This is a genomic window from Primorskyibacter marinus, assembly GCF_003313245.1.
Lineage (GTDB): Bacteria > Pseudomonadota > Alphaproteobacteria > Rhodobacterales > Rhodobacteraceae > Primorskyibacter > Primorskyibacter marinus.
Map to the genome: position 1 here is coordinate 104,003 of NZ_QJSD01000005.1, position 25,970 is coordinate 129,972.

20 protein-coding genes are annotated in these 25,970 nt (G+C 62.4%); 11 read left to right on the plus strand and 9 right to left on the minus strand.

Annotation, left to right across the window (positions count from 1 at the left end; all coding sequences use genetic code 11):
* Positions 1-42 precede the first annotated feature (42 nt).
* From DMZ65_RS09550 to DMZ65_RS09575, 6 genes are read right to left on the minus strand one after another with little or no spacing between them, the layout of a single operon-like run.
* A complete protein-coding gene (locus tag DMZ65_RS09550) occupies positions 43-1,383 on the minus strand; it encodes a lyase family protein (RefSeq protein WP_116598681.1) in 1,341 nt (446 codons plus the stop codon).
* Positions 1,380-2,096 carry an alpha/beta fold hydrolase gene (locus tag DMZ65_RS09555; protein WP_116598682.1) on the minus strand — a complete coding sequence of 239 codons (717 nt, stop codon included), beginning with the start codon at positions 2,094-2,096 and terminating at the stop codon, positions 1,380-1,382. The genes DMZ65_RS09550 and DMZ65_RS09555 overlap by 4 nt, the downstream gene beginning before the upstream one ends.
* Positions 2,089-2,877, minus strand: coding sequence for a 3-oxoadipate enol-lactonase (gene pcaD, locus DMZ65_RS09560; RefSeq protein WP_116598683.1), 789 nt, complete (start codon positions 2,875-2,877; stop codon positions 2,089-2,091). The genes DMZ65_RS09555 and pcaD overlap by 8 nt, the downstream gene beginning before the upstream one ends.
* Positions 2,878-2,936: 59 nt before the next feature.
* Complete coding sequence (locus DMZ65_RS09565) at positions 2,937-3,932, minus strand: threonine ammonia-lyase (protein ID WP_116598684.1); 996 nt, start codon at positions 3,930-3,932, stop codon at positions 2,937-2,939.
* A complete protein-coding gene (locus DMZ65_RS09570) occupies positions 3,911-4,732 on the minus strand; it encodes an alpha/beta fold hydrolase (protein WP_116598685.1) in 822 nt (273 codons plus the stop codon). The genes DMZ65_RS09565 and DMZ65_RS09570 overlap by 22 nt, the downstream gene beginning before the upstream one ends.
* A complete protein-coding gene (locus DMZ65_RS09575; RefSeq protein ID WP_116598686.1) occupies positions 4,732-5,415 on the minus strand; it encodes a haloacid dehalogenase type II in 684 nt (227 codons plus the stop codon). The genes DMZ65_RS09570 and DMZ65_RS09575 overlap by 1 nt, the downstream gene beginning before the upstream one ends.
* Before the next feature lie 200 nt (positions 5,416-5,615).
* Here DMZ65_RS09575 and DMZ65_RS09580 point away from each other — a divergent pair, with 200 nt between their 5' ends.
* From DMZ65_RS09580 to DMZ65_RS09590, 3 genes are all read left to right on the plus strand, one after another.
* Entirely contained in the window at positions 5,616-6,044 is a 429-nt protein-coding gene (locus DMZ65_RS09580; RefSeq protein WP_116598687.1) for an FKBP-type peptidyl-prolyl cis-trans isomerase, read from the plus strand.
* A gap of 404 nt (positions 6,045-6,448) precedes the next feature.
* Positions 6,449-8,260, plus strand: coding sequence for an autotransporter assembly complex protein TamA (locus DMZ65_RS09585; RefSeq protein ID WP_232824948.1), 1,812 nt, complete (start codon positions 6,449-6,451; stop codon positions 8,258-8,260).
* Positions 8,257-12,549 carry a translocation/assembly module TamB domain-containing protein gene (locus tag DMZ65_RS09590; RefSeq protein ID WP_116598689.1) on the plus strand — a complete coding sequence of 1,431 codons (4,293 nt, stop codon included), beginning with the start codon at positions 8,257-8,259 and terminating at the stop codon, positions 12,547-12,549. The genes DMZ65_RS09585 and DMZ65_RS09590 overlap by 4 nt, the downstream gene beginning before the upstream one ends.
* A gap of 304 nt (positions 12,550-12,853) precedes the next feature.
* Here DMZ65_RS09590 and DMZ65_RS09595 read toward each other — a convergent pair whose 3' ends face one another.
* Positions 12,854-13,459, minus strand: coding sequence for a VPLPA-CTERM sorting domain-containing protein (locus tag DMZ65_RS09595; protein ID WP_116598690.1), 606 nt, complete (start codon positions 13,457-13,459; stop codon positions 12,854-12,856).
* A 372-nt stretch (positions 13,460-13,831) separates the two neighbouring features.
* Entirely contained in the window at positions 13,832-14,413 is a 582-nt protein-coding gene (locus DMZ65_RS09600; RefSeq protein ID WP_116598691.1) for a VOC family protein, read from the minus strand.
* Between the two features lie 198 nt (positions 14,414-14,611).
* Here DMZ65_RS09600 and DMZ65_RS09605 point away from each other — a divergent pair, with 198 nt between their 5' ends.
* The 8 genes from DMZ65_RS09605 to DMZ65_RS09640 all read left to right on the plus strand — a co-directional run bounded on the left by DMZ65_RS09605 (position 14,612) and on the right by DMZ65_RS09640 (position 24,741).
* Positions 14,612-16,537 carry an aminoglycoside phosphotransferase family protein gene (locus tag DMZ65_RS09605; RefSeq protein WP_157960589.1) on the plus strand — a complete coding sequence of 642 codons (1,926 nt, stop codon included), beginning with the start codon at positions 14,612-14,614 and terminating at the stop codon, positions 16,535-16,537.
* A 267-nt stretch (positions 16,538-16,804) separates the two neighbouring features.
* Complete coding sequence (locus tag DMZ65_RS09610) at positions 16,805-17,737, plus strand: aminotransferase class IV (RefSeq protein ID WP_116598693.1); 933 nt, start codon at positions 16,805-16,807, stop codon at positions 17,735-17,737.
* 387 nt (positions 17,738-18,124) lie between these two features.
* A complete protein-coding gene (locus DMZ65_RS09615) occupies positions 18,125-19,720 on the plus strand; it encodes an ABC transporter substrate-binding protein (protein WP_116598694.1) in 1,596 nt (531 codons plus the stop codon).
* A 67-nt stretch (positions 19,721-19,787) separates the two neighbouring features.
* Positions 19,788-20,879: a M24 family metallopeptidase gene (locus tag DMZ65_RS09620; protein ID WP_116598695.1), complete on the plus strand. Its 1,092-nt coding sequence runs from the start codon at positions 19,788-19,790 to the stop codon at positions 20,877-20,879.
* A complete protein-coding gene (locus DMZ65_RS09625) occupies positions 20,879-21,889 on the plus strand; it encodes an ABC transporter permease subunit (RefSeq protein WP_116598696.1) in 1,011 nt (336 codons plus the stop codon). Before DMZ65_RS09620 ends, DMZ65_RS09625 begins: the two co-directional genes overlap by 1 nt.
* Positions 21,886-22,788 carry an ABC transporter permease subunit gene (locus tag DMZ65_RS09630; protein ID WP_116598697.1) on the plus strand — a complete coding sequence of 301 codons (903 nt, stop codon included), beginning with the start codon at positions 21,886-21,888 and terminating at the stop codon, positions 22,786-22,788. The genes DMZ65_RS09625 and DMZ65_RS09630 overlap by 4 nt, the downstream gene beginning before the upstream one ends.
* Positions 22,789-22,792: 4 nt before the next feature.
* On the plus strand, positions 22,793-23,773 hold the full coding sequence (locus tag DMZ65_RS09635; RefSeq protein WP_116598698.1) for an ABC transporter ATP-binding protein: 981 nt from the start codon (positions 22,793-22,795) through the stop codon (positions 23,771-23,773).
* Positions 23,770-24,741, plus strand: coding sequence for an ABC transporter ATP-binding protein (locus DMZ65_RS09640; RefSeq protein ID WP_116598699.1), 972 nt, complete (start codon positions 23,770-23,772; stop codon positions 24,739-24,741). Before DMZ65_RS09635 ends, DMZ65_RS09640 begins: the two co-directional genes overlap by 4 nt.
* A 15-nt stretch (positions 24,742-24,756) precedes the next feature.
* Here the strand turns inward: DMZ65_RS09640 and DMZ65_RS09645 are convergent, their stop codons facing one another.
* A complete protein-coding gene (locus DMZ65_RS09645) occupies positions 24,757-25,935 on the minus strand; it encodes a cytochrome P450 (protein WP_116598700.1) in 1,179 nt (392 codons plus the stop codon).
* Between the last annotated feature and the right edge of the window lie 35 nt (positions 25,936-25,970).

Genomic DNA, 25,970 nt, shown 5'->3' on the forward strand with positions numbered 1-25,970 from the left:
AGACAGAAGGCCCGCGCCGCAGCCCATGCGGCGCCTCGCGCTTCAGTCGCCTTGGGGCAGAACGGTGCGGGCGGCGGCGGCAAAACCGCGTGCCTCGGCGGGGGCCCGACCCATCATTGCGGCCTTGTCGAACGCCTCGGCAGGCAGATCGGGCCATTCCGCGCGGGCCATCTGTATCAGGTCCCCGTCCTCTGCGACAACCCTCTGGCACAGCGCCTTGACGGCGGCCTGTGCGTCGGGGCGCGGCATCCGGGCGGTCAGGGCAAAGCTGAGCGCCTCGGCGTTCAGCAGGCCCTGCGCGCTGTCCAGCGTTGCCTGCATCTGTGCAGCGTCGGGGACAAGCGACGCGGCCAAGGCTTCGGCATGTCCAAGGGCCGAGGCCGCCGTCAGGCACAGCTGCGGCAGGGTCAGCCATTCCGTGAACCAGGCAGCCCCGTCGCGTTGCAGGGCGTGGCCCGCCGTGCCGCTTAACGTCGATGCCAGCCCGGCCCCGTGATGCCAAAGCGCGATCAGCGCCGACGGCCCGACCGGGTTCTGCTTTTGCGGCATGGTCGAAGACCCGCCCGACGCCGCCAGACGGATCTCTGAAATGCCCGATTGGGTCAGCAGCACCAGATCGGTGCCCAGCTTGCCAAGTGCGGCCAGCAACCGGGTGATCCACTGCGCAAGCCGCAGGATCGGGGCGCGGTCGGTATGCCAACTGCGCCCCGGATCGGTCAGGCCCAGCTTCGCACCAATCGCGGCCCGCAAGGCGGGGGCCTTATCGCCCAGGGCCGAGGCGGTGCCAGCCGCCCCCGACAGCGACACCCAAAGCCCGGTTTCGCGCATCCCCCGCAGCTCTGCCAGCAGATCCAGCAGCGGTGCGCCCCATTGCGCCGTCAGCGCGCCAAAGCTGGTGGGCGTGGCGTGCTGGCCATAGGTGCGCGCGGCCATTGGCAGGTCGGCATGGGCCTCGGCCTGTGTCGCCAGCGCGCCGATCAACGCGGTCAGGCCTGCCTCATACTGTGCCAGAACCTGTTTCAGCCGCAGCATCTGCGCGGTATCCAGAATGTCCTGCGAGGTCGCCCCCCAATGGACATATTGCGCATGTTCCGGCGCGCTCATTTCGTGGCGGAAGGCCGCAACAAGGGCGGGGACGCTGACGCCGTTCTGCGCCGTCGCCTCGCGCAGTTGCGCGGGGTCGATCAGCACCTCCATCGCGGCGCGCTGAATCGCGGCGGCGCTGATCTCGGGGATGATGCCTGCCTGACCCTGTGCCTGCGCCAGCGCCCCCTCGACCAGCTGCATGGCGCGCACCTCGGCGGTGTCGGAGAACAGGCGGGCGGTTTCGCCGGTGTCGAACAGGCCGCCCAGATGGGCGCTGTCAAAGGGGGTGGCAGTCATGGTGTGGTCCTTGCAATATCGGACAGGCGGCGCGCGAGGTCATCGGGTGCCGAAAAAAACGGTGAATGGCTGGTGGGCATCTCGGTGACGTCCGGGGATGGCCAGTCAGAGGCCATGGAGCGCTGAAACTCCGGCGGAACGGTGCGGTCTTGGGTGCAGCGGATATAGCTGCGCGGCACGCTTGCATAATTGGCACCAAGGCTGACGGGCGTTTCCTGCGGCCGGATCGCCTGCGGGCCAAGCCGTGCTTTGGCATAGGCCACGGTGTCCGGGGGGCAGTCGTGATAGAAAACCTGCTGCGCCATGTCGGGCCGCACCGTGAAAGCAAGGCCATCGGCTGTCTTTTCGATGGCAGGCAACAACGGCTGATACGGTGCCTGCCTGCGGCGCTGGGCGAGTGACAGCCCGTCTGCCGGCACATAGGCGCAGAGATAGATCAGACGGCTGATCCTGTCGGGCGCACGCTCTGCGGCAAGGCTGATCGGATAGCCCGCCATCGAGTGACCGACCACCACTGTGGGGCCGTCCAGCGCGTTCAGGATCGCCTGTGCATAAAGCTCCAGCGTGATGTCTTGCACAGGGGTCTTGTCGGCACCCTGACCCGGCAAGTCGATGGCATGGGCGCTGTGGCCCTGCGCCGTCAGCGCCGGGATCACGTCGCGCCAGCACCACGCGCCGTGGCAGGATCCGTGGACCAGCAGAAAATCAGACATGGCCCTGCGCGGTCAGAAAGTCGGTCAGGATGGCGGCATATTCTTCGGGCTTCTCGACGCAAGGCAGGTGGCCCGCGCCCTTTATCAAGCGGAAGTCGGAGCCTTTGATCAGGTCCACAGTCTCGCGGACCAGATCGGGCGGGGTGGAGCCATCGACCGATCCCGCGATGCCAAGCGCGGGCAGGGTTAGCGCGGCGGTGGGCGTATAGAAATCGGTGCCGGAAATGGCCTGCGAGCAGCCGATATAGCCTTCCAGCGGTTGCCTGAGCAGCATGTTTTGCCACCCAAGAAACGCGTCGGTCTGGCGGAACCCTTCCGAGAACCAGCGTTCGAGGATCGGGTCCGCCAGCGCGGCAATGCCGCCTTTGCGGACTGCCGCGATGCGGTCTTCCCACATATCCTTGGTGCCGATCTTGGCAGCGGTGTTGGACAGGACCAGCGCGCGGACCTGATCCAGCCGTTTGGCCGCCAGTCCCTGCGCGATCATGCCACCGATGGACAGGCCGACAAAGACGCAATCGCGCACGCCCAGATGATCCAGAAGCCGTTCGGCATCCGTAACAAGCGCGCCCATCGAATAGGGCGCGGGTGGACAGGAGGACAGGCCGTGCCCGCGCTTGTCATAGCGGATATATTTCAACCCTTTCGGCAAGAGCGGGATCACCTGATCCCAAAGCCGCAGGTCGGTGCCCAGCGAGTTTGCAAAGACCACCGGCGCGCCGTCCGGATTGCCATCAATCCGGTAATGCAGGCCGATCTTTCCCAGCGTTGCGATCTTCATGTCTGTTCCTTCAGTGGCGGCACGACGCGCGGGTTTGACGGATCCGCGCGCTGGTGCGGTCAGGTGTTGCCAAGGCGAGAGGCGCGGGCAAAGACGTCTGCATCGACATTGCCGCCCGAAATGACACAGATCACCGCATCCCCGTCAATCTGGTCGGGGTGGTGGAGTGCTGCGGCCAGCGCCACGGCGCCGCCCGGCTCGGCCACCAGTTTCAGCCGCAGGAATGCCTGCGCCATCGCGTCCAGTGCCTGTGTGTCGGTGACGACAAGGCCGGGGCCGCACAGGCGCTGCATGATCGGAAAGGTCAGATCACCGGGCGCGGGCGTCAGGATCGCGTCGCACAGCCCGCCGGACAGCCGGTCGTTGCGCAGGATCTGACCGGCGACAAGCGAGCGGGCGGTGTCGTCAAAGCCTTCGGGTTCGACGGGGCGGGCGCGCAGACCGGGGGCATGTGCCTCCAGCGCGAGGGCAATGCCAGAGGTCAGCCCGCCACCGCCGCAGCAGACCAGCACATCGGCCGTCTCCACGCCTGCGTCGCGCGCCTGTGCGGCAATCTCCAGCCCGCAAGTGCCTTGGCCCGCGATCACCTGCGGTTCGTCGTAAGGCCGGATCAGGGTCAGGCCGCGCGTCCGTGTCAGATCTTCGCCCAAGGCTTCGCGGGTCTGCGCCCCGGCACGATCATAAAGCACCACCTCGGCCCCCAAGGCGCTTGTATTGGCGATTTTCAGCGCGGGCGCATCCTGGGGCATGATGATGACGGCGGGAATGCCGTGCTGGCGGGCGGCCAGTGCCACGCCCTGCGCGTGATTGCCCGACGAATAGGCCAGTACGCCCCGCGCCCGCACATCCGCTGCCAGCGCAGAGATCGCCGCATAGCCGCCGCGATATTTGAAGCTGCCGGTATGTTGCAGGCATTCGGGTTTGACCAGCACGCGTCGCCCGGCGATTTCATCCAGAAACGGTGATGACAGCAGCGGTGTGCGTCTTGCATGACCGCTTAGCCGCTGTGCGGCGGCCTCGATCATGGTGATATTCAACGCATGCTCTCCAGCCATTCATCCAGTGCGGCCAGCGCCTGGGGTTCGTCCAGAAAGGGAATATGCGCGCGGTCGGGCACTTCGGCGGCGATCATGTCGGGGCGGCGGCGCTGCATTTCCGCAAAGGTGGCAGGGGTCAGCAGATCGGAATTGGCACCCCGGATCGCCGCCAGCGGCAGGCCCGCCATCGCGTCGAAGAACGGCCAGAGATCGGGGGCGGGCTGCGCGCCAGCGGCCTCGACGGCATCACGCAGCTGCGCGTCATAGGGCAGATCGAGGCCTTCGGGCGTTTCGATATACAGTTTTTCGACCTCGGCGCGCCACCGCTCTGCCGGGACATTGGCAAAGCCTGTCATCGCCCCGGCGCGCGCGGCGGTGGCCTCGTCATAGGTCTTCCAGCGCGGCTTGCGGCCGAGATAGCCCATGATCGCCTCCAACCCGCCGGTGGCGATGTCCGGGCCAATGTCGTTGAGCGCGACACCCAGCAGACGGTCGCGGGTGCCGGCCCCAAGCCCCATGGCGATCAGCCCGCCACGCGACGTGCCCAGCACCGCGGCCTTGGACAGCCCCAGATGGTCCAGCAATTCGATGGCGTCGCGCGCCTCGATCGGGATGGTGTAGGATTCCGGGCCCGGCCAGTCGGATTTGCCGCGCCCGCGATAGTCCAGCCGGATCAGGCGCACGCCCTTCAGATGCGGAGCGACATAGTCGAAATCGCGGCCATCGCGGGTGAGGCCGGAAAGCGCCAGCACCGGCAGGCCTTCGCCCTCATCGGTGTAATGCAGGCGCACATCGTCGGAGGACTGGAAATAGGGCATCAGGTGGCGATCTCCGGCAATGTCGTCAGGTCGGACAGAATATGGGCCGGGCGGTGGGGCAGACGGTCGACGGGATCGCCCGCGCGATTGGCCCAGACCGTGCGGAACCCGTAGCCTGACGCCCCGGCCACGTCCCAGCCGTTGGACGACACGAAAAGTACCTCTTCGGGGGCGCAACCGAAGCGCGCGCCGACCATGCCATAGACTTTGCTGGCGGGCTTGAAGATGCCGACATCCTCGACCGACAGGACCGCGTCGAGATAGGTGCCGATGCCGGAAAACGCGACAGCGCCTTCCAGCATGTCGGGACTGCCATTGGACAGGATGGCGCAGGATTTGCCCGCGGCCTTGAGCTTGGCCAGCATGGCGGGCACTTCAGGGTATGCGGCAAGTTCCCAATACAGCGCCAGCAGGATTTCGCGCAGCTCTGCGTCATCCTCCAGCCCGTGTTTTTCCATCGCCCAGTCCAGCCCGTCCATCGTGACGTTCCAGAATGGCGTATGTTCGCCAGTGATCGCCCGCAGCCAGGTGTATTGCAACTGTTTGGCGCGCCAGTCAGCGGCGAGCGCCTGCCACGAGGCGGCCAGTTTCTCGCGCCCCGGCTGCTCTGCGGCTTGTCGCGCGGCGGCGGTGACGTCGAACAGGGTTCCGTAGGCGTCGAAGACACAGGTGGTGATGGGCATGCTGTCCTCCGTGGGTCGGGTCACAGTCGCATGCTGGACCGGCGGGGAAAAGGGGCGAAATTCGCCTGTTCTTCGCCATCGGGGATGACGGTTTGCAATCCGCTGGCAGGGCGGTTAGGGTCTTGCGCCATTCATCCAGGTCGCCTGCGCAGGCTGCGCACGGCCTTTCAAACTCATCCCAAGACAGTACTGGATTTAGCATGACCGAAGTCAAAACGGGAGACACCGTTCGCATCCACTATACCGGCACGCTTGCCGATGGCAGCACGTTCGATTCCAGCGCGGGCCGCGATCCGCTGGAATTCACCGTGGGGTCCGGGCAGATCATTCCCGGCCTCGACAAGGCGATGCCCGGCATGGCGGTTGGCGATTCCAAGAAAGTCGAAGTGGTCGCGGATGACGCCTATGGTCAGCCCGACCCCGCGGCGCGCCAGTCCGTGCCGCGCACCGAGATCCCGGCGGATATTCCGCTGGACCTTGGCACGCAATTGCAGGTGCAGACGCCCGATGGCCAAACGATGGCCGTGACCGTTGCCGAAGTGACCGAAGAGCAGGTGACGCTTGACGCCAATCACCCGCTGGCGGGCAAGGACCTGACCTTTGATATCGAGCTTGTCGAGATCGCCTGAGCTGGCTTTGCAGGTTTGACCTGAATGGGTGCCTTCGGCACACAGGTTTTTTCAAAAAACGCGGCCCCCATCGGGGCCGCGTTTTGCGTGTGGCAAATGTGGTCCTGCCGGAACCAGAGGCAAGTTTGCCGGAGAGTTTCCCGGAGAGTTTGCGGGGGCGTTCGCGCCGATACAGGGGGCGGGAGGGAGGTCTGGTCAGGACCGTACCGCTTTCCCGCAGCAGGCTGGGCGGCGACCCCGACGTTGTGTGTGTTCTTGGATGCCGTGCATCATCTTCTTGGCAAATGGGTGGTTTTGTCGGTAGCCTCACGCCGAAGTGATACTGTTTGCCGTTGCAAAGTTTCAAACTGGTGGAGTCTCGGCTCGGTCCTATCTAGTCTGCAAAGCGAGGGCAGGAGAAAAAGGTGCGGTTTCATATGCGTGTTGGAAGTTGGGCTGGGGTTGCGGCGATTGTGGTCATTGGCATAGGCGGTGCGCCGTCGGGACTCTGGGCGCTCGACTCCGTTGATTTCCGCTTTGCCAATGGTGAGTCAGAGCTTGCCGAAGACATTCAGGACGTCTCGCTTGTCGCGGCTGCGAAGGATGAGGGGCGTACCGGGCCAAGGAGCATCCTTGCTGCTGCGCTGGCCGATTACGCCCGCATCGTCGAGACATTGTATGCGCATGGATATTACGGTGGCACGGTCAATATTCTGGTGGACGGACGCGAGGCGAGCGCCATCCCGCTTTTGGATGTGCCGACCAGCATCGACACTGTTGCCATTGTCGTGGATCGCGGTCCGCAGTTTCGGTTCGGACGGCTGAGCGTGGCCCCGCTTGCGCCGGGGACCGAATTGCCCGACGCGTTCGGGGCGGGCAAGAAAGCCCGTAGCCCGGTTATTCGCGACGCCGTCAATACTGCCGTCGGTGGCTGGCGAGAGGTCGGCTATGCCAAGGCCGATGTCGGCGCGCAAACCGTCAATGCCCAGCACAGCAACAGCACGCTGTCGGTGGATGTGCGCATCGCGCCCGGCCCAAAAGTGCGCTTTGGCGATCTTGTCATCACCGACCCCAGTGCGGTGCGCGCGGCGCGTATCCAGCGCATTGCAGGTTTGCCGACCGGCGAAGTCTATTCGCCCGACGAGCTGCGCCGCGCCGCCGAACGGCTGCGCCGCACCGGGGCCTTTGCCTCTGTCAGCCTGACGGAGGCTGATCTGGTCAGGCCGGATGGCAGCATGGATGTCGAAGCCGCCCTGGTTGATGAAAAACCGCGTCGCTTCGGCTTTGGTGCCGAGATCTCGTCGCTGGAAGGGCTGATGCTAAGTGGCTTCTGGCTGCATCGGAACCTGCTTGGCGGGGCAGAGCGGCTGCGTTTCGACGCGCGGGTTTCAAATATCGGCGGCAACAGCGGCATTGACTATTTCGCGGGTGTGAGACTGGAGATTCCGGCCGCTTTGGGGGCCGATACCACGGGTTTTGTCATGGCTGAATACGAGCTTCAGGACGAGCCATCCTATTTCTCCGAAGCGATTACAGTGGGCGGCGGTGTCACCTGGCGTCTGACCGAGGATATCAGCGCCGAGGCGGGGATTTCCTACAGCTATTCGGAAATCAGCGACAGTTTCGGCGACCGGACCTTTCAGGTTGTGGCGTTCCCCACATCGATCACCCGCGACAAGCGCGACGATGTGCTGAACCCCAAGAAAGGCACCTTTGCAAAGCTGGAATTGACTCCATTCGCTGGCCTGCAAGGCTCTGACAGCGGGGCGCGGGTCTATACCGATATTCGTGGCTATCAGGGATTTGGCGAAGAGGACGGCGTGGTGGTTGCGGGGCGGCTGCAATTTGGCGCGGTGCTTGGCGCGGGGCTGGAAAACACGCGGCCGGAATACCTGTTCTATTCGGGTGGTCCCGGCACGGTGCGCGGTCAGCCTTACCAATCGCTTGACGTCGATCTGGGCAGCGGGGACAGCAGCGGCGGGCGCGGCTTTGTGGGGCTTTCGACAGAACTGCGCGTGGCGATCACGCAAAGCATCGGCGCGGTGGGATTTGCCGATGCCGGCTATGTCAGCGCCGATAGCAGCTTTGGCGATACCGGCGACTGGCACGCGGGTGCGGGGCTGGGATTGCGATACCAGACGGGCATCGGCCCCATTCGTTTTGACGTCGCCGCCCCGGTGTCGGGGGATACCGGCGACGGCGTGCAATTCTATATCGGGATAGGGCAAGCGTTTTGAAACATCTGACCTGCATCCTTGTCATTCTTGCCGGCCTCATGCTGCCGATGGCGGCCACTGCACAAACGCAGGAGGAAGATCGCGGCTACCTTCAGGGTCTGCTGGAGGATAACCTGTCCTCGGCTGGCCGGTCGGTGCGGATTGTCGGGTTCGAGGGGGCGCTGAGTTCGACGGCGACGATCGAAGAGATGACCATCGCCGACGATCAGGGCGTCTGGATCACCGTGCGCGGCATCGTGCTGGACTGGAAACGCTCTGCCTTGCTGCGCGGCGCGGTGGTGGTCGAGGAGTTTTCCGCGACAGAGATTGATCTGGACCGGTTGCCTGTCTCCACCGGACCGGACGTACCAGCGCCGGAAGCCACGCCATTTGTGCTGCCGGATCTGCCGGTGTCCATCAATATCGGCAAGATCGCCGCCGAACGTGTCCGCCTTGGACCGACCGTTCTGGGCCGCGAAGTGGTGGCGACGCTGGAAGGTTCTGCGCAATTGGCAGACGGCGAGGGCGAGGCCACGTTGACCGCGCAAGGTACAGAAGGCACCGACATCGCGCTGAACCTTGCGGGCAGCTATGCCAACGAGACCCGCAACCTGACGCTGGATCTGAGCGTCGAAGAGGGCGAGGACGGGTTGGTTGCCACGCTGATCGGCCTGCCGCAGACGCCTGATCTGGCCTTGACCGTGCAAGGCGATGGGCCGCTGGACGCCTTCGGGGCGGAAATCGCGCTGGAGACCGACAGCGAACCCCGTCTTGAGGGCACGGTCACGCTGTCGCGGGTCGAAGGCGACACGCCGTCCGAGACCGGCCGCCGTTTTGCCGCACAGCTTGGCGGCGACATTCGACCGCTGCTGCAACCGGACTATCGCGATTTTGTCGGCGCGGACCTATCGCTGGATGCTTCGGGCGTCAGCTATGAGAATGGCCGATTGGAACTGACGGAACTGGATGTGCAGGCGCAGACGGTCTCTGTCGTCGGCAGCGCGGCGCTGGGGACAGATAAATGGCCAGAGCGTTTCGATCTGGAGGCGCGCATCGCGTCCGAAGACGGCGCGCCCGTGTTGCTGGCGATCCCCGGCGACCGGACAGAGGTTGGTTCTGCGCAGATGCGGCTGCAATTCGACAGCGCACAAAGCGATGTCTGGCAGGCCCGGATCGCAGCCGACCGTTTTGCACGGCCGGATCTGACGGCCGAGGCTTTTGTGCTGGCCGGGGAGGGTACGCTGCGGCGCGGTGAGGGAACCGCACTGGGGCAGGTTCTGGGCGATCTGAACCTCAGGATCGGGGGCTTGGGTTTCTCAGACGAGGCGCTGGCCGCCGCGGTGGGGTCTGATCTGACCGGCGATGTGAGTTTTGATTATACCGAAGGCAACCCGCTGAACCTTAGCACGATCCGTCTGAGTGGGGCCGATTACAGGCTGAACGGCGACGCCACGGTTGCTACGGTCGAGGGCGCTGTCGAGACCGATATATCGGGCAATATCGCGCTGTCGGCAAATGATCTTGGCCGGTTTGCACCGCTTGCCGGACAACCGCTGAAAGGGGCCGCGCAATTGCAGATCGCGGGGCGGGTCTCGGCGATTTCGCGCGGTTTCAACCTGACGGCCAATGGCACGACCACCGATCTGGCGCTGGGGCAGGAGAATTTCGACCGGCTGTTCGCCGGTGAGGCGGCACTGTCGCTGGATGCTGTGCGCGATGAGGGCGGCGTCACGCTGAACAAGTTCAGCATCGACGCGAACGGCACAAAGCTGGAGGCCAGCGGCACCCTTGCCACTGGCGACAGCGCGGGCGAATTTTCATTGGTCACTGCAAATGCCGGGCTGATAGAGCCGCGCCTGCAAGGATCAGCGCGCCTGTTGGGCACCTTCAATCAGACTGGTGACAATTGGGATTTCGACGTTGATGGCGCTGGGCCGGGCGATGCCACAATCGCGGCCAAAGGCCGGGCGGAAACCCTGAACGGGGCGCTGGTGGCGCTTTCCGGGGATGGCGAATTGCAAGCCGGTGATCTGGCCGCCTTTGCCGAGATCGCGGGCCGCCCATTGGCGGGGGCCGCGTCCCTGACGGTTAATGGCCGGTTTGAGCCTGAAACGCAGCATTTCAACGTCGAGGCCAATGGCACCACGCGCAATCTGGCCATCGGGCAGGAGAATTTCGACCGGCTGTTCGCGGGGCCTGCGACGCTGGCTGTGGTGGCGCGCCAGGACGAAACGGGATTGGCTTTGGAAAGCGCGAAGATCGACGCCGACGGGCTGCGGCTGGACGCCGACGGCACGTTGATCGATGGCAACAGCGCGGGCCGGTTCACGCTGATCGCACCGGATGCAAGCCGCCTTGACGGCCAGCTTCGCGGTGCCGCCCGGATAAACGGCACGGTCACGCAGACCGGCGATGACTGGGTGTTCGATGTGAATGGCGACGGGCCGGGTGCGGCGCAGCTTAGCGCGCGCGGGTCGGCTGTCACCGACGAACTGGCGCTGGTTTCTGTCACTGCAGAGGGCAGCGCGCAGGTGCAGGACCTGTCGGCCTATGCGCAGATCGCCGGGCGTCCCATCGGCGGGGGCGTGCAACTGGAAGGCTCGGGCAGCTATCAGGCATCGGGCGATCTGAACGCGACGGCCAGCGTGGTCGGTCAGTCCCTGCGCACAGGGATCGCCGAGGCCGACAAACTGCTTGTCGGGCGCAGCACGTTCGAGACCACGCTGCGACGCGAAAGCGGCACTTTTGTCTTCGATCAACTGGAAATCGCCACGCCAGAACTGACGGCGGACCTGACCGGATCGCAGTCGGCAGAGCGCAGCCGTCTGCGGTTTTCCGCAGCCTTGCGCGACATCGGGCTATACGCGGCGGATTTCTCGGGGCGGGCGACGGCCAGCGGTTTGATCAGCGCATCGGGCGGGCCTTACACGGTGGATGTCAGTGCGACCGGACCGGGGGGCATCGCCGCCGATATTGACGGGCAATACGATGCCGCCAATGCGCGCGCCAACCTGACGGTGCGCGGCAATGCACCGCTGGGGCTGGTCAGCGGCCTTGCCGCCCCGAACCTGATTTCCGGCGCGGTGGATTTCGATATCGGCATCAACGGGCCACTGGCGTTGCAATCGCTGTCTGGGCGCGCGTCGCTGAGCAACGCTCAGGTGGTGGTGCCAAGTGCCGGGCTGTCGATCACCGGCATCTCTGGCGCGGCAAATCTGGGCGGTGGGCGTGCCAACCTTGATTTCAACGGCAATCTGTCCTCGGGCGGGCGGTTGCGGCTGGGCGGGGCGGTCACGCTGACGCCGTCCTATCCCGCCGATCTGGCGCTGGCGCTGGAAGGGATAGAGCTTGTCAAACCGGGGCTTTATGAAGCCGATGCCGATGGCAATATCACCATGCGCGGGCCCCTGACGGGCGGTGCCCTGATCGCAGGTGTGCTGACGCTGAATTCGGTGGAACTGCGCGTGGCCGATACCGGCATGGGCCCATCGGGCAGCGTGTTCGGTCTGCACCATGTCAATGCGCCCCGCGACGTGCGCGCCACGCTCAATCGCGCGGGCAAGGAGGATGCCGGGGCTGGTGGAACCTCTTCCGGGACAGCCTCTGCGGGCGCGTCCTATCCGCTGGACCTGCTGATCCGCGCACCGGCAAGGATTTTCGTGCGCGGGCGCGGGTTGGACGCCGAACTGGGCGGAGAACTGCGCCTGACCGGAACCACCACGAATGTCGTGCCGCAGGGCGAATTTGATCTCGTGCGGGGCCGGTTCAATATCTTGGGAAAACGGTTGGACATAACCGAAGCATCAGCGCAGCTTCTGGGCGATTTTGATCCGTATCTGCGGGTGGTGGCAGAGACCGACTCGGGCGATGTGACGGTGCGGTTCATCATCGAGGGGCTGGCCTCTGACCCCGAAGTCACCATCACCTCGACGCCGGAACTGCCCGAAGAGGACATCCTTGCCCAGCTTCTGTTCGGGCGTGACATGTCCGAGATTTCGGCGTTTCAAGCCTTGCAGATTGCATCGGCGATCAACACGCTTGTCGGGCGCGGGGGGGATGGCATCATGGACCGGCTGCGAATGGGCTTTGGCGTTGATGATCTGGACGTGACCACCGACGAAGAGGGCAATGCCGGGCTGCGATTGGGCAAGTATATCTCGGAAAACATCTACACGGATGTGACGGTCGATGCGTCGGGCGGCAGCGAGGTGAACCTGAACCTCACCATAACCCCGTCCATTACCGCGCGGGGCAGCGTGTCGTCGGATGGCGATACCGGGTTGGGTATCTATTTCGAGAGGGATTACTGACGTTTAGCGTCAGTCCGGTCGCGGGGCCGCGCTGCTTGCCGGCAACTTGGGTGCAATTTATCGGAAGAGAGACGGCAGAGCAAAGCGGCCCGCCTGGCCCTGGACCCTTATCCGTTGTCATCGTCGCGCGCCAAGGCGCTTCTTCGCGCAACAATGTCTGGCTGATGATCTGCATCGCCCGTTCAAGCAGTAAACGGGGCTTGGCATGTGAGCGACGCAATTTTGGCGCTTGGTCCCGAAAAGCAAAACGGGCCGATGATGCGGCCCGTTTTGAAGTCTTTGCTCAGATTGACAGAGCTTGGATTTAGCTGGCTTTCTTACGACGACGCGCCGCAGCAAGACCACCCAGACCGGCAACCAGAAGAAGGCCGCTGGCCGGCAGCGGAACTGGCGAAATCGATTCGGATACATAAGTTGCGGTCAACCGAATGGTGGCACCATTCTCGTCGCCGGGATTTGTGCTCCACCAGTTGCCGCGGTTGAACGTCGCATCGCTGAGTTCCAGATCCAACTGTCCGCCATTGCCAAACGCCAGGCTGATCGGGCCACCCCAGCTAACCGAGCCACTCTGGTAAAAACCAGTGAAAGAGCGGTTGCCAATGGACGAGCCACCAAGGGTGCCGCTGACTGCTGGCGATGTGAAGTCGAAATCCGCAATGATGGATTGCGCGACAGTGTCATCGCTACCAACGGAGTTTTCGTCAGTCCAGATGTCGAACAGGTCGAACGTGATGCTGTCACCAACGTCAAGGTCGAAGCTGCCAGTGTGCGACATCGGATCGGCGTTCACAACAAGGCCGGGATCCGAAAACGCGTCACCCGAAAGCGCAAAGCTACCGGAGAAAGTCGCGGCGTATGCACCAGTCGTCATCAATGCCGAAACGGCCGCAGCCGCTAGAAATTTTCCCATAAACTCAATCTCCTATTACAACAATAAGCGCCACATACCGTTTTCCCCAAATGCGGCGCACCCCAACCCTAGGCCTTTTTAGGCCAAATGATCGTATACGTTAATTATTCGATAAGATCAATTCAGTCAAGTTATACTCAATTCTGCGTGATGAGGTTTCTAAAGATGGTTAACGCATATGAGCACCGGCAATCGTATCTTGGGCCGGCCTGATTTTGACAGGTCCGGATGGGGATTGCCGCTTTTGATGTGGGTTGCGGCACCCCCCAAACGTTGAAATCAATACCGACGGCGTGGACCTCTCATCCCGGTGGTTTGTCGATATAGTCGCGACGATTCCGGCCGTTTTCTTACCTGCAAACGCCTTTCGACCTAATACGGGTTTTTCGGTGACCGGTCGTCGGACAGGGAACTGTGTCTGCGCGTGGTCAGTGCCTCGATCGCGTCGGCAAGGTGAATGCGGTCGATATGGTGATCGCCGCGGGCCACGCGGATCCGGTGCGCCTCGATCATCACATCGGCATGGCGACAGCCTTCCGGCGGCTCAAACCGGTAAGAGGCCAGCTCGATCAGCAGGCCCATCGGATCCTTGAAATAGATCGAATCCATAAAGCCGCGATCCTTCGGGCCGGAATGGCGAATGCCGCGCTCGTCCAGCCGCTCTACCGCCTGCCAAAACGTCGCCTGACTGACCGAAAAGGCCAGGTGATGCACGCAACCGGGATCCGTCGGGGTGCGGCTGCGCTGGGGTTTGCGGCTTTCATTGGTAAAGACCGTGATAAGCCGACCGTCACCGGGGTCAAAGTAGATATGCCCTTCATCCGGGTCATCCAGATTGGGCTGGTCGAAGACAAACGGCATCCCCAGCAGCCCTTCCCAGAAATCAATCGAGGTTTGCCGGTCGGCCCCCACAAGGGTGATGTGATGCACGCCCTGACTTTGTAATTTCCGCATCTGCACATTCCTTTTTTGCTTTGACAAAGAGTGTAGGTCCGGCTGGCGCGGATCAAGAGCGAAGAGCACCTAGTACATGAACCGGCACTGTGCGGCCCCGCACAGAGGCCGCAGGGATCGTGCCGTTTGCCAAATGCGCGCAATCCTTGCAGCATGGCGTGCGGGGCATCGCATCAGCGCAGAGGCAATGGGAACCACATGAGGCCTGGCAGGCAGCTTTCCGAACTTGAAATCCAGTCCGAACGGGCCTTTGGCAATGTCGCCAGCGGCGCTGGCCTGTCGCGCACTGGCTGGACATTGACACGTCTGTCAAAACGCGACGATCCGACAATCTCTCGGATCAGCTATTTGGCAGAGCATAAAGATTGCGGGCCTTTTACCTATAAATTCCAATTGCGCCCGTCGGAGCCGCACGGATTTGCGGCAGAATACGCAATGCAGTCCACGGCGTTCGATTTGTTTCCGCATTCGGATGATCTGACCGTGCCCAAACCGGTTTATCTTGATGCCGACAATCAGGCGAGCCTGATGACATTTATTGAAGGTCGCCCGCTTTCCGAATTCATGCGTGAGGCGAGTTTCGATCGCGCCGCACAATTGGTATTTCTAGAACATGCCGGTCGCTGGCTGGATGCCTACCACCGTGCCGGGGGTGCCGAAACGCGCGGGTTTCAGCCGCAACACACCGTCGGCTATTACGAAAAACTGCGCGACCAGATTGCCTCTGGCGAGATGAAGGTCGCGGCCAAGCCACTGTTCCTGAAGGGGATCGACAAGCTGGCGCAGCTGGCACCCGCCTTTCAAGGGCGCGAAACCGTGTCGGCCGTTCAACACGGCGATTTCCACATGCGCAACCTGATCTTTGACGGGCACCGGATGGCCTGTATCGACTTTTCAAAGGATCAGCGCGCGCCGGTCGGGTTCGACATTGGCAAGATCCTTCTGGATTATACGTCGATCCTGCGCAGCGAAGTGGATTTGCGGCCCGGTCAGGTCATTCCCGATGACGCGATGGAGGCGTTCTTTCGCGGCTATATGCTGGTGGGCCAAGACGATCCCAGCGTCGAATTTTTGCTTTACGCCCGGATATTGGCGACGCTTGTTCACGTTCCGCAAAAGCAAAGCGACCGGACGGACGCCAAGCAACGCACCTTGGTCAGATTGCGCCCCATCGCCCAAAAGGCCTTCGACTTCGGCGCGAAGAACAGACCCAAGCGCGCCAGGCCTGGCATTCGCCTTTATCTGACAAGCAAAAGCCTTCAGCGCGCCCGTAACGGCGAACATGAGGTATTCAACGCGATCCAGGAGGTCGGTCGCCGGACCGGGACAGAAGTCACCCTGTCGCGAAATGCCCCCAAGCACCGGCAATCGGCTGACACGGCCGAGATGAGCCTTGTTCATATGTCCGAACCGATTGGCCGCAACGGGCTGGTCTTTCGGCGGCTTTATGCGGGCTCGTTCTGGCAGTTCGAACGCTGCGCGGCGCGCTGGCAATGGCAAAGCGCCAAGGCACGGTTCGATCCCGGCGAGATTGATGCCGCCGCAGCGGCGACGTTTTTTGACGACTGGCAGGAAAGGCTATTCGGGCGATGTGCAAGGCAGGCGTCGCGCGACGGTTTCATCTACATGCCCTTGCAGGGAAGGGTGATGCAGCATCGCTCCTTTCAAAGCACCTCTCCGATCAGGATGATTGAAGAGACGCTGCAAAACAGCGATTTGCCCATTGTCGCAACCCTGCATCCGAATGAGAGCTACAGCGACGCAGAGCAAGAGGCGCTTGGGGCCCTTCAGGTGCAATATCCGCGTTTCAGGGTGCAAGATATGGCGATGGAGCAGGCTCTGGCGACCTGCGATCTTGTCGTGACGCAGAATTCCAGTGCGGCCTTTCATGCGATGTTCTTTGGCAAGCCGTCGGTCTTGTTTGCCGGGGTGGACTTCCATCATATCTGCGCCAACGTGCCGAAGATCGGCGTGGCCGAAGCGTTTGCGCAGGCGAAGGTGACGCAGCCGGAATTTGCAAAATATATCTACTGGTTCTGGAAGGTGAACGCGATTGACCTGGAGGACGACGCGTCCATCGAAAGGCTGATTTCCCGTCTGAACGCTTTGGGTTGGAAAGTTTGACACGCAGGGACGGCAGGCGCCCGAGACACGGCATGTTATTGAAAACACGCACGGCCGGATTCTACGGGGATCATTCGATGGATCTCAGACGCAAGATCTGCCGAGGCGGGCACCGCGATGCGCTGGCGGCATCGGCATGCAGCGTGTTGCCCGGACGTGGCCGCCCCACAGCTTCTGGTCCGAAACTCCGCACGTCTTCGGGAACTTGGCTTTTCGCGCACCGCGCGGCATGGTCCCCATGTCTGAACCGAAGGTGCAGGAGGCCGCATGACATCCCAAGATACACAGCCCGAGACCACGCATTCCGCCGAGGATGATCCGCGCAATCGTGACATCCTGATTTATGTCGACGGTGCGTTGAAACATCGCGACGAGGCCAAGGTCTCGGTCTATGACAGCGGCTTCATGCTGGGTGACGGGATGTGGGAAGGGCTGCGGCTGTATAATGGCAAATGGGCGTTTCTGGACGATCACATGGACCGGCTTTACGAGTCCTGCAAAGCCGTTGCGCTGGACATCGGGCTAAGCCGAACAGAACTGGTCGCAGCACTGGAAAAGACACGCGTTGCCAACAAGATGATCCATGATGTGCATTGCCGTCTTATGGTCACGCGCGGCGTCAAGGTGCGCCCGTTCCAGCACCCGTCGCTGTCGCGCAGCGGGCCAACGATCGTCATCATCATGGAGCATTCGAAACCGGTCGATACGTTGCAGTCCAAAGGTATCCGGCTGGCCACTGTCCCGCAGGTGCGCGGATTGCCGATGAGCCAGGACGCGAAGTACAATTCCCATTCAAAGCTGAACTGCGTGATTGCTTGCCTTCAGGCTGAACAGGCGGGCGCGGATGAAGGGTTGATGCTGGACCCGCATGGGTTTGTGAACACCACCAATGCCTGCAACTTCTTCATCGTCCGCAAGGGCGAGGTTTGGACCTCGACCGGCGACTATTGCATGAACGGCGTGACGCGCCGCAAGGTCATAGAACTGTGTCGCCAGGACGGCATTCCGGTGTTCGAGCGCAATTACTCGCTGGTTGATGCCTATGGCGCGGACGAGGCGTTTCTGACCGGCACATTCGGCGCGCAGACGCCTGTGGCGGAAATTGACGGGCGCAGCATCGGAACGGATGGCGGACGCGGACCGGTCTTTGCCCGTATTCGTGCGTTATACAAGACGTTGGTCGCGGAGACGACGCAATAGGGCCTGCGCCTTGTCAATTGGCGCATCGAGCGTGGGATTACCGACCTGCCCGATTTTCCAGATGCCGGGCGCGGAAACGATGGCAAATCTCAACGTAAGGCGGATGTTGACGGGATTCTTTGCAGATTGACGCGCCGCAAAGCTTGCGGCGCCAGAGACAAATGTATTTCATGTTGCATCAGAGGGCGTTCGATCTGTCCGGTCGCATCTGCGAAAACGGATCGGCGATCTGCTGATATGGTGAAAGGGCCGGGTGCCATGGGCGCGTTCGCGCAAATCACCGGCGGCGGATTGGACGTCTGACAAAACTTGCCGCCGGGGAGGGCGGATTGAAAATTCCACCCCTTCGTGCGGAGAGACCAAGAGACTAAAACTGGGAGACTGAAAATGACACTCAAACGACTTATGGTTTCGGCAGGGATTGCGGCCATGTTGGCCGGGTCCGCCGCGGCCCAGCAAACGCTGGTCTATTGCTCCGAAGGATCGCCCGAGGGCTTTGACCCGGCGCTCTTCACTTCGGGCACGACATTCGATGCCTCGTCGCACCCGGTCTACAACCGTCTGGCAGAGTTCAAGACCGGCACGACCGAAGTTGTTCCGGGTCTGGCCGAAAGCTGGGAAGCGTCCGAGGACGGCCTTGAATACACCTTCCATCTGCGGCCGGGTGTCAAGTTCCATTCCAATGACAACTTTACGCCGTCGCGCGATTTCAACGCGGATGACGTGATCTTTTCGTTCGAGCGTCAGCGTCTGGAAGATCACCCCTTTCACAGCGCCTCGGGCGGTTCCTGGGAATATTTCCAGTCCATGTCGATGCCTGACCTGATCTCCTCGGTCGAAAAGGTCGATGACATGACGGTCAAATTCGTTCTGTCCCGCCCCGAAGCGCCGTTCATCGCGAATCTGGCAATGGATTTCGCCTCGATCCTGTCAGCGGAATATGCCGATGCGATGATGGAGGCCGGCACGCCCGAAATGCTGAATCAGGCACCTGTCGGCACCGGCCCGTTCAGCTTTGTCGCCTATCAGAAAGATGCGGTGATCCGTTACGCCAAGAACCCCGATTACTGGGCCGACGGTCTGCCCAAGGTCGACAATCTGGTCTTCGCCATCACCCCCGATGCTTCGGTCCGCTACCAGAAGCTTCAGGCGGGCGAGTGCCACATCATGCCCTATCCGAACCCGGCTGACATTCAGGCGATGCAGGATGACGAAGCCGTCACCGTCGCACAGCAGGAAGGCCTGAACGTTGGCTATCTGGCCTATAACACCACCGTTGCGCCTTTTGACAATCCGAAGGTCCGCAAGGCGCTGAACATGGCGATCGACAAGCAGGCGATCATCGACGTGGTGTTCCAGGGATCCGGCCAGATTGCCAAGAACCCGATTCCGCCGACCATGTGGTCCTATAATGACGCGGTCGAGGATGACGCCTTCGATCCCGAGGCCGCCAAGGAGATGCTGGAAGCAGAAGGCGTGTCCGATCTGTCGATGAAGATCTGGGCGATGCCGGTGCAGCGTCCCTACAACCCGAACGCCCGCCGCATGGCTGAATTGATGCAGGCCGATTTTGGCAAGATCGGTGTGGATGTGGAAATCGTGTCCTACGAATGGGGCGAATATCTGGAGCGTTCGCGCGCACTGGACCGCGACGGCGCGGTTCTGCTGGGCTGGACCGGCGACAATGGCGATCCCGACAACTTCCTTGCGGTCCTGCTGGGCTGTGACGGGGTCGAGGCCTCCAACCGGGCGCAATGGTGCAATCAGCCCTTCGAGGACCTGATTCAGGAAGCCAAAACCGTGACCGACCCGGCAGAGCGTACGCGCCTGTACGAAGAGGCGCAGGTTGTCTTCAAGGAACAGGCCCCATGGGCCACGATTGCACACTCGGTTGTCTTCATGCCGATGCGTCCCGAAGTCGAAGGCTACAAGGTGCATCCTCTGGGCGGCCACATCTTTACGGATGTGAGCCTCGCCGAGTAAGGCCCTGTTTCCAATGAAAGGGAAGGGGCCGTGCGCGGCCCTTTCCGCCACCTGAAAAGGCAGCTTTATGGATCGTTTCGCAGAGTATCGCGGTGTCGCACGCCAGTTGGGCGTCGATGCGGTGGGCCTTGTCCCCGGCCCGAACTTCACCCGTGCTTTAGGGCAGGCTTTCGGAACCAACGAGCGTCCCAAACTGGTGATTGTCCCGGCAGAGGGTGATCCGGCCGCAGTGATGCCCAACCTTGAACTTGGATCGTGGGAACAGGTCAATTTTCCGGGCGAAACCTTCGACTGGATGGACCAGACCGGCTATGATGATGCCTTTGCCGCCCTTGCCCGACATTTGCCGCTGACCAGCCTCGCCGTGGAGGGGCAGGTGATGCGCGTCTTTGTTCATCACGCGCTGGCCGCTGCCTATCCCGGCCTGCGCATCGTGGATGCAGAGCGCGAAATTTCCGGTCTTCGGACCGTCAAGACGGATGCCGATATTGCCGCGCTTGAAAAGGCGATCCGGATTTCCGAGGCCGCCCTTGCCGACACGGTTGCACAGGTCCGCGCAGGCATGACCGAAAAGCAGGTCGAGAGCTTTCTTGTTCGCGCGCTGTTTACCCACGGCGCTGACGGGCTGGCTTTCCCGCCCATTGTCGCGGCGGCGGATAACTCCGCCCGCCCCCATGCCCATGCGCGCAGCGACTACCAGATCCAGCCCGGCGACGCGCTGTTGATCGATTTCGGCGGCATTGCCGAAGGGTTTTGCGCCGACATCACCCGCACCTTCTTTGTCGGTCACGCGACGGACGAGGCGCAGGACGTCTATGCCACCGTCCTTGCGGCCAATGAAAAGGGTCATGCCGTTACCAAGGCGGGTGTGACGGCGCACGCAATCGACGACGCCGTGACGGGCGTTCTCGAAGCGTCTGCCTATGCGGACCGTATCCGCACCAAGACAGGTCACGGGCTGGGGCGAGAGGTGCATGAGGCACCCTATATCATGCGTGGCAACCCCGAGATTCTGGAGGCGGGCACCGTCTTTACCAACGAGCCGGGCCTTTACCGCCTGGACGGTTTTGGCGTCCGGATCGAGGATGACATTCTGGTCACGGCAACCGGCTGCCGGTCGCTGACAACTTTCCCCAAAGACCTGACGGTGATTGGCTGATGTTACGCTTTTTCATATCCCGGCTATCGACCTTCTTTGTTACCTTCGTCGGCGTCACGCTGATTTCCTTCGCCTTCATCCGCGTCATTCCCGGCGATCCGATCATCGTGATGGCGGGCGAGCGCGGCATGTCGCAGGAACGCTATGAAGAGCTGACCCGTCAATATGGCTTTGACCAGCCGGTGCTGACGCAATTCTGGGATTATCTGACCGGCGTGCTGCAAGGCGACCTGGGCCAGAGTTTCGTCACCAAGAAACCGGTCTGGGACGAGTTTTTCGCGCTCTTTCCCGCCACTTTGGAATTGTCGCTCTGCGCCATCATCCTGGCCATCGCGCTTGGCATTCCGGCAGGCGTGATCGCGGCGGTGAACCGGGGCAAATTCTTTGACCGGGCGCTGATGTCCTCGGCGCTGGTGGGCTATTCCATGCCGATCTTCTGGTGGGCGCTGCTGCTGATCATCGTGTTTTCGGGCAACCTTGGCTGGACGCCGGTATCTGGCCGGATGGGGCTGCTGTATTATTTCCCGACGCCCACGGGATTCATGCTGATCGACAGTCTGCTGTCGGGGCAAAGCGGCGCGTTTGTCTCGGCGGTGCAGCATCTGATCCTGCCCACGATTGTTCTGGCGACCATCCCGCTTGCGGTGATCGCGCGGCAGACCCGCTCTGCCATGCTTGAGGTTCTGTCCGAGGATTACATCCGCACCGCCCGCGCCAAAGGGCTGAAGCCCTGGCGCATCAACGGGCTGCACGCGCTGCGCAATGCGATGATCCCGGTCATCACGGTGATCGGCCTGTCGGTCGGCACGCTGCTTGCCGGTGCCATCCTGACCGAGACGATCTTTTCCTGGCCGGGCATCGGCAAATGGATGGTCGACAGCATTTTCCGCCGTGACTACCCGGTGGTGCAGGGCGGGCTGCTGCTGGTCGCCGTGGTGGTGATGATCGTGAACCTGATCGTGGACATGCTCTACGGGCTTATCAATCCAAGAATACGGACGCGCAAATGACCGATATGACCGAAGTCGCCATAACCGCCCCGAAACGCCCCGGCCGCCTGGCCGAGTTCTGGCAGTATTTCAGCGAAAACCGTGGCGCCGTGATCGGGATGTGGACCTTTGCCATTCTGGTGCTGCTGGCGGTTCTGGCCGATTTCATCGCCCCGCACAGCGCGACCGAACAGTTCCGCGAGGCCACGCTGCAACCGCCTGTCTGGCAAGAGGGCGGAAGCTGGACCTTCCCGCTGGGCACCGATCCGCTGGGGCGGGATATGTTGTCACGGCTGCTATATGGCGCGCGGTTTTCGTTCTTTGTCGGCATGGTCGTCGTGGTGATTGCCGCCACGGGCGGCATCCTGCTGGGCCTTGTGGCGGGCTTTGCCCCGAAATGGCTGGACACGGTCATCATGCGCCTGATGGACATTATCCTGTCCTTCCCGTCGCTTCTGCTGGCGCTTGTGCTGGTGGCGATCCTTGGGCCGTCACTGCTTAACGCGATGATTGCCATCTCCATCGTGTTGCAGCCGCATTACGTCCGCCTGACCCGTGCGGCGGTGATCAACGAACGCACGCGCGACTATGTCGTTTCGGCCCGTGTGGCGGGCGCGAAACTGCCGCGCCTGATGTTTGTCACCGTGCTGCCCAACTGTCTTGCGCCGATCATCGTGCAGGCGGCACTGTCCTTTTCCAACGCGATCCTCGATGTGGCTGCGTTGGGCTTTCTTGGCATGGGCGCGCAGCCTCCGACGCCGGAATGGGGCACGATGCTGGCCGAGGCGCGAGAGTTCATTCTGCGCGCGTGGTGGGTCGTTACCCTTCCGGGTCTGGCGATCCTGATCACCGTGCTGTCGATCAACCTGATGGGCGACGGGCTGCGTGACGCGCTCGACCCGAAACTGAAGCGGAGCTGAGATCATGGCACTGCTGAACATCCGCAATCTGTCTGTCGAATTCGCCACCGGTGGCGGGTCATTCCGCGCCGTGGACGGCGTTGATGTCACTGTCGATGGCGGCGAGGTGCTGGCCATTGTCGGAGAATCCGGATCGGGAAAATCCGTGTCGATGCTGGCGGCGATGGGTCTTCTGCCCTGGACGGCAACCGTGACCGCGGACGAGCTGAGCTTTGATGGCCGCGACCTGCGCGATTTGTCCGCCTCGGCGCGGCGCAAGGTGATCGGGCGCGAGATCTCGATGATCTTTCAGGAGCCGATGTCGTCGCTCAACCCGTGCTTCACCGTTGGCTTCCAGATTCGCGAAGCGTTGAAACAGCATCTGAAACTGGACAGTTCGGCCCGCAAGAAACGCGCGCTGGAACTGATGGAGATGGTGGGCATCCCGGCCCCGGAAAAGCGTCTGACCGCCTTTCCGCATCAGTTGTCGGGCGGGATGAACCAGCGGGTGATGATCGCGATGGCGATTGCCTGCGATCCCAAATTGCTGATCGCGGACGAACCGACAACGGCGCTCGACGTGACCATTCAGGCGCAGATCCTGGACCTGTTGACCGGGCTGCAACGCGATACCGGGATGGGGCTGATCCTGATTACGCATGACATGGGTGTGGTGGCCGAGACCGCGCACCGGGTTGCCGTGCAATATGCCGGCTGGAAGGTCGAGGATCAGCCGGTTGAAACCCTGTTCGACACGCCGCATCATCCCTATACTGCCGCGCTTCTGGCAGCCCTTCCCGAACGGGCCACGGAACGCCGCCTGCCAACCATTCCCGGCGTCGTGCCGGGCCAGTTCGACCGGCCCCAAGGCTGCCTGTTCTCGCCGCGCTGCGCCCATGCAGACGATCTTTGCCGCTCGACCGTGCCGCCGGTGCAATCGGCCGCGCTGGGGCGCGCCCGGTGTCACTATCCGCTGTCGGTCCCTGCCAAGGAGAAGGTGCAATGAGCGGTCCCGTCGTCACCGCCCGCAACCTGTCGCGTCATTATGAAAGCGGCGGTGGCATGTTCAAGGAACGGCAGGTCGTGCGCGCCCTGTCAGAGGCCAGTTTTTCAATCCAGCCCGGCAAGACGCTTGCGATTGTAGGCGAAAGCGGCTGCGGCAAGTCCACACTCGCGCGGCTGATCACCCTGATCGAGGAACCGACCGCCGGTGATTTCACCATCAACGGGGTCGAGGCCGTGCCCGAGAACTGGGACAGCCTGCGGACTCAGGTGCAGATCGTGTTTCAGGACCCGTATGGCTCGCTCAATCTGCGCCACCGGGTCGGCGCGATCATCGAGGAACCGCTGAAGATCAAGCGGCCGGACATTTCTGCGGCCGACCGTGCCGACAAGGCGCGCGAGATGATGGCGATGGTCGGTCTGCGGCCCGAGCATTACGACCGCTTCCCGCATATGTTCTCTGGCGGGCAGAGGCAGCGTATTGCCATCGCACGGGCCCTGATACTGGAGCCGAAGCTGCTGGTGCTGGACGAGCCTGTGTCGGCGCTTGACCTGTCGATCCAGAGCCAGGTGCTGAACCTGCTTCTGGACCTGCAACAAAGCATGGATCTGGCCTATCTGTTCATCTCGCACGACCTGTCTGTCGTGCGCCATGTCGCGGATGACGTCGTGGTGATGTATCTGGGCCGACCGGTCGAACGTGGATCGAAAGAGGCGGTCTTTTCGGCCCCGCGCCATCCCTATACGGTCGCGTTGCTGTCGGCGACGCCCTCGGCTGATCCGGCCCGCGTGCGCAAGCGGATCAAGCTGGAAGGAGAGCTGCCCTCGCCGCTGGCAATACCTGATGGCTGCCCCTTTGCACCGCGTTGCTGGAAGGCACAGGATCGGTGCCGCGCGGAGCGCCCGTTGCTAGACGATGCCGATCACGCGGCGGCCTGTTTCTATCCTGAAAACCCGGATGACACCGCTTGACGTCCGCCGATTGAATCAGGTCGTGCGGACCATCAGCCGCGTCAATCCGTGAAAATGGTACAGATTGGCGTATCGCGGCGTTTCCGTTAGCTGCAAATGCGGGTGTTTGGCCAGCAGGGTCGACAGCCCGATGCGCAGTTCCAACCGGGCCAGCGGCGCACCGACGCAGAAATGCAGCCCGGCACCAAAGCTGGCATTGGGTTTGGGGGCGCGCGTCGGATCAAACCTGTCTGGATCTGTCCAGTTCGCCGGGTCGCGATTGGCAGCCCCCAGCATCAGGGCAACCTGATCTCCGCGCTGGAACGTGTGATCGTGAATTGTGACAGGTTCTTTCGCGTAGCGGGTAAACATATGCAGCGGCGGATCGTAGCGCAGGATTTCTTCGACAGCGCGTTCCATGTCTGCTTGGGCTTCGGACAGCGTTCCGGTCTCAAGAAGCGCCTTCACACCATTGCCCAACGTGTGCACGGTGGCCTCGTGCCCCGCGTTAAGCAGCAGGATACAGGTGGTGATCAACTCGTCTGTCGACAGCTTTTCGCCTTCTTCTTCGGCTGCGATCAGATGGGTGATGAGGTCGTCGGCAGGTTTCGCCCGACGTTCCTCGACATAGCCGCGCAGAAAGTCCGAAAACTCCTGTGCGGCGCTGGCCGCGGCATCCTCGATGGCCCGGTTCCGACGTGCCTGGTACATCGCGACCATGGCGTTGGACCAGTTCAGCAGTTGTGGTGCCATACTGTCCGGCACCCCAAGAAGCCGCGCGATGACGATCACCGGCAGCGGTGTGGCATAGGCCGTCAGCAAATCAAACGGCTCGTCCGGCAGCGCCTGGGCAAGCTCCACCGCCAGTGCCTCGATCTCTGGCGCGAGTTCCTTGATCCGCCTTGACGTAAAGCCACGCAGAACCAGCCCTCGCAGCCGGGTGTGACGGGGCGGGTCAAGCTCCAGCATGGAATGCGCTTCGACCGCGTAGAAGGCCCGCAGGTGTTCGGGAATGGCCCCCGCGAGTTCGGCCGGGCATTCGCGGCCAAAGCGGCGATCGCGCAGAATTGCGTGAACCGTGGCGTGATCCATCGCGGCGGGCATGCCGTAGGAGTCCCACCAGACCAACGGCCCGTTTTCGCGGGCGCGGTCATAAGCGGGGTAGGGATCTTGCACAAAGGCGGCGTCGGTCGGTGATTGATCAAAGCTGTACATGACGGCACTTCATGCCCTATCGCGCACCGGTTGCA

Coding starts and splice junctions, on each gene's coding strand:
- DMZ65_RS09550 (WP_116598681.1), bottom strand. CDS start 1,383: ATGACTGCCACCCCCTTTGACAGCGCCCATCTGGGCGGCCTGTTCGAC.
- DMZ65_RS09555 (WP_116598682.1), bottom strand. CDS start 2,096: ATGTCTGATTTTCTGCTGGTCCACGGATCCTGCCACGGCGCGTGGTGC.
- pcaD (WP_116598683.1), bottom strand. CDS start 2,877: ATGAAGATCGCAACGCTGGGAAAGATCGGCCTGCATTACCGGATTGAT.
- DMZ65_RS09565 (WP_116598684.1), bottom strand. CDS start 3,932: ATGGCTGGAGAGCATGCGTTGAATATCACCATGATCGAGGCCGCCGCA.
- DMZ65_RS09570 (WP_116598685.1), bottom strand. CDS start 4,732: ATGCCCTATTTCCAGTCCTCCGACGATGTGCGCCTGCATTACACCGAT.
- DMZ65_RS09575 (WP_116598686.1), bottom strand. CDS start 5,415: ATGCCCATCACCACCTGTGTCTTCGACGCCTACGGAACCCTGTTCGAC.
- DMZ65_RS09580 (WP_116598687.1), top strand. CDS start 5,616: ATGACCGAAGTCAAAACGGGAGACACCGTTCGCATCCACTATACCGGC.
- DMZ65_RS09595 (WP_116598690.1), bottom strand. CDS start 13,459: ATGGGAAAATTTCTAGCGGCTGCGGCCGTTTCGGCATTGATGACGACT.
- DMZ65_RS09600 (WP_116598691.1), bottom strand. CDS start 14,413: ATGCGGAAATTACAAAGTCAGGGCGTGCATCACATCACCCTTGTGGGG.
- DMZ65_RS09605 (WP_157960589.1), top strand. CDS start 14,612: ATGAGGCCTGGCAGGCAGCTTTCCGAACTTGAAATCCAGTCCGAACGG.
- DMZ65_RS09610 (WP_116598693.1), top strand. CDS start 16,805: ATGACATCCCAAGATACACAGCCCGAGACCACGCATTCCGCCGAGGAT.
- DMZ65_RS09615 (WP_116598694.1), top strand. CDS start 18,125: ATGACACTCAAACGACTTATGGTTTCGGCAGGGATTGCGGCCATGTTG.
- DMZ65_RS09620 (WP_116598695.1), top strand. CDS start 19,788: ATGGATCGTTTCGCAGAGTATCGCGGTGTCGCACGCCAGTTGGGCGTC.
- DMZ65_RS09625 (WP_116598696.1), top strand. CDS start 20,879: ATGTTACGCTTTTTCATATCCCGGCTATCGACCTTCTTTGTTACCTTC.
- DMZ65_RS09630 (WP_116598697.1), top strand. CDS start 21,886: ATGACCGATATGACCGAAGTCGCCATAACCGCCCCGAAACGCCCCGGC.
- DMZ65_RS09635 (WP_116598698.1), top strand. CDS start 22,793: ATGGCACTGCTGAACATCCGCAATCTGTCTGTCGAATTCGCCACCGGT.
- DMZ65_RS09640 (WP_116598699.1), top strand. CDS start 23,770: ATGAGCGGTCCCGTCGTCACCGCCCGCAACCTGTCGCGTCATTATGAA.
- DMZ65_RS09645 (WP_116598700.1), bottom strand. CDS start 25,935: ATGTACAGCTTTGATCAATCACCGACCGACGCCGCCTTTGTGCAAGAT.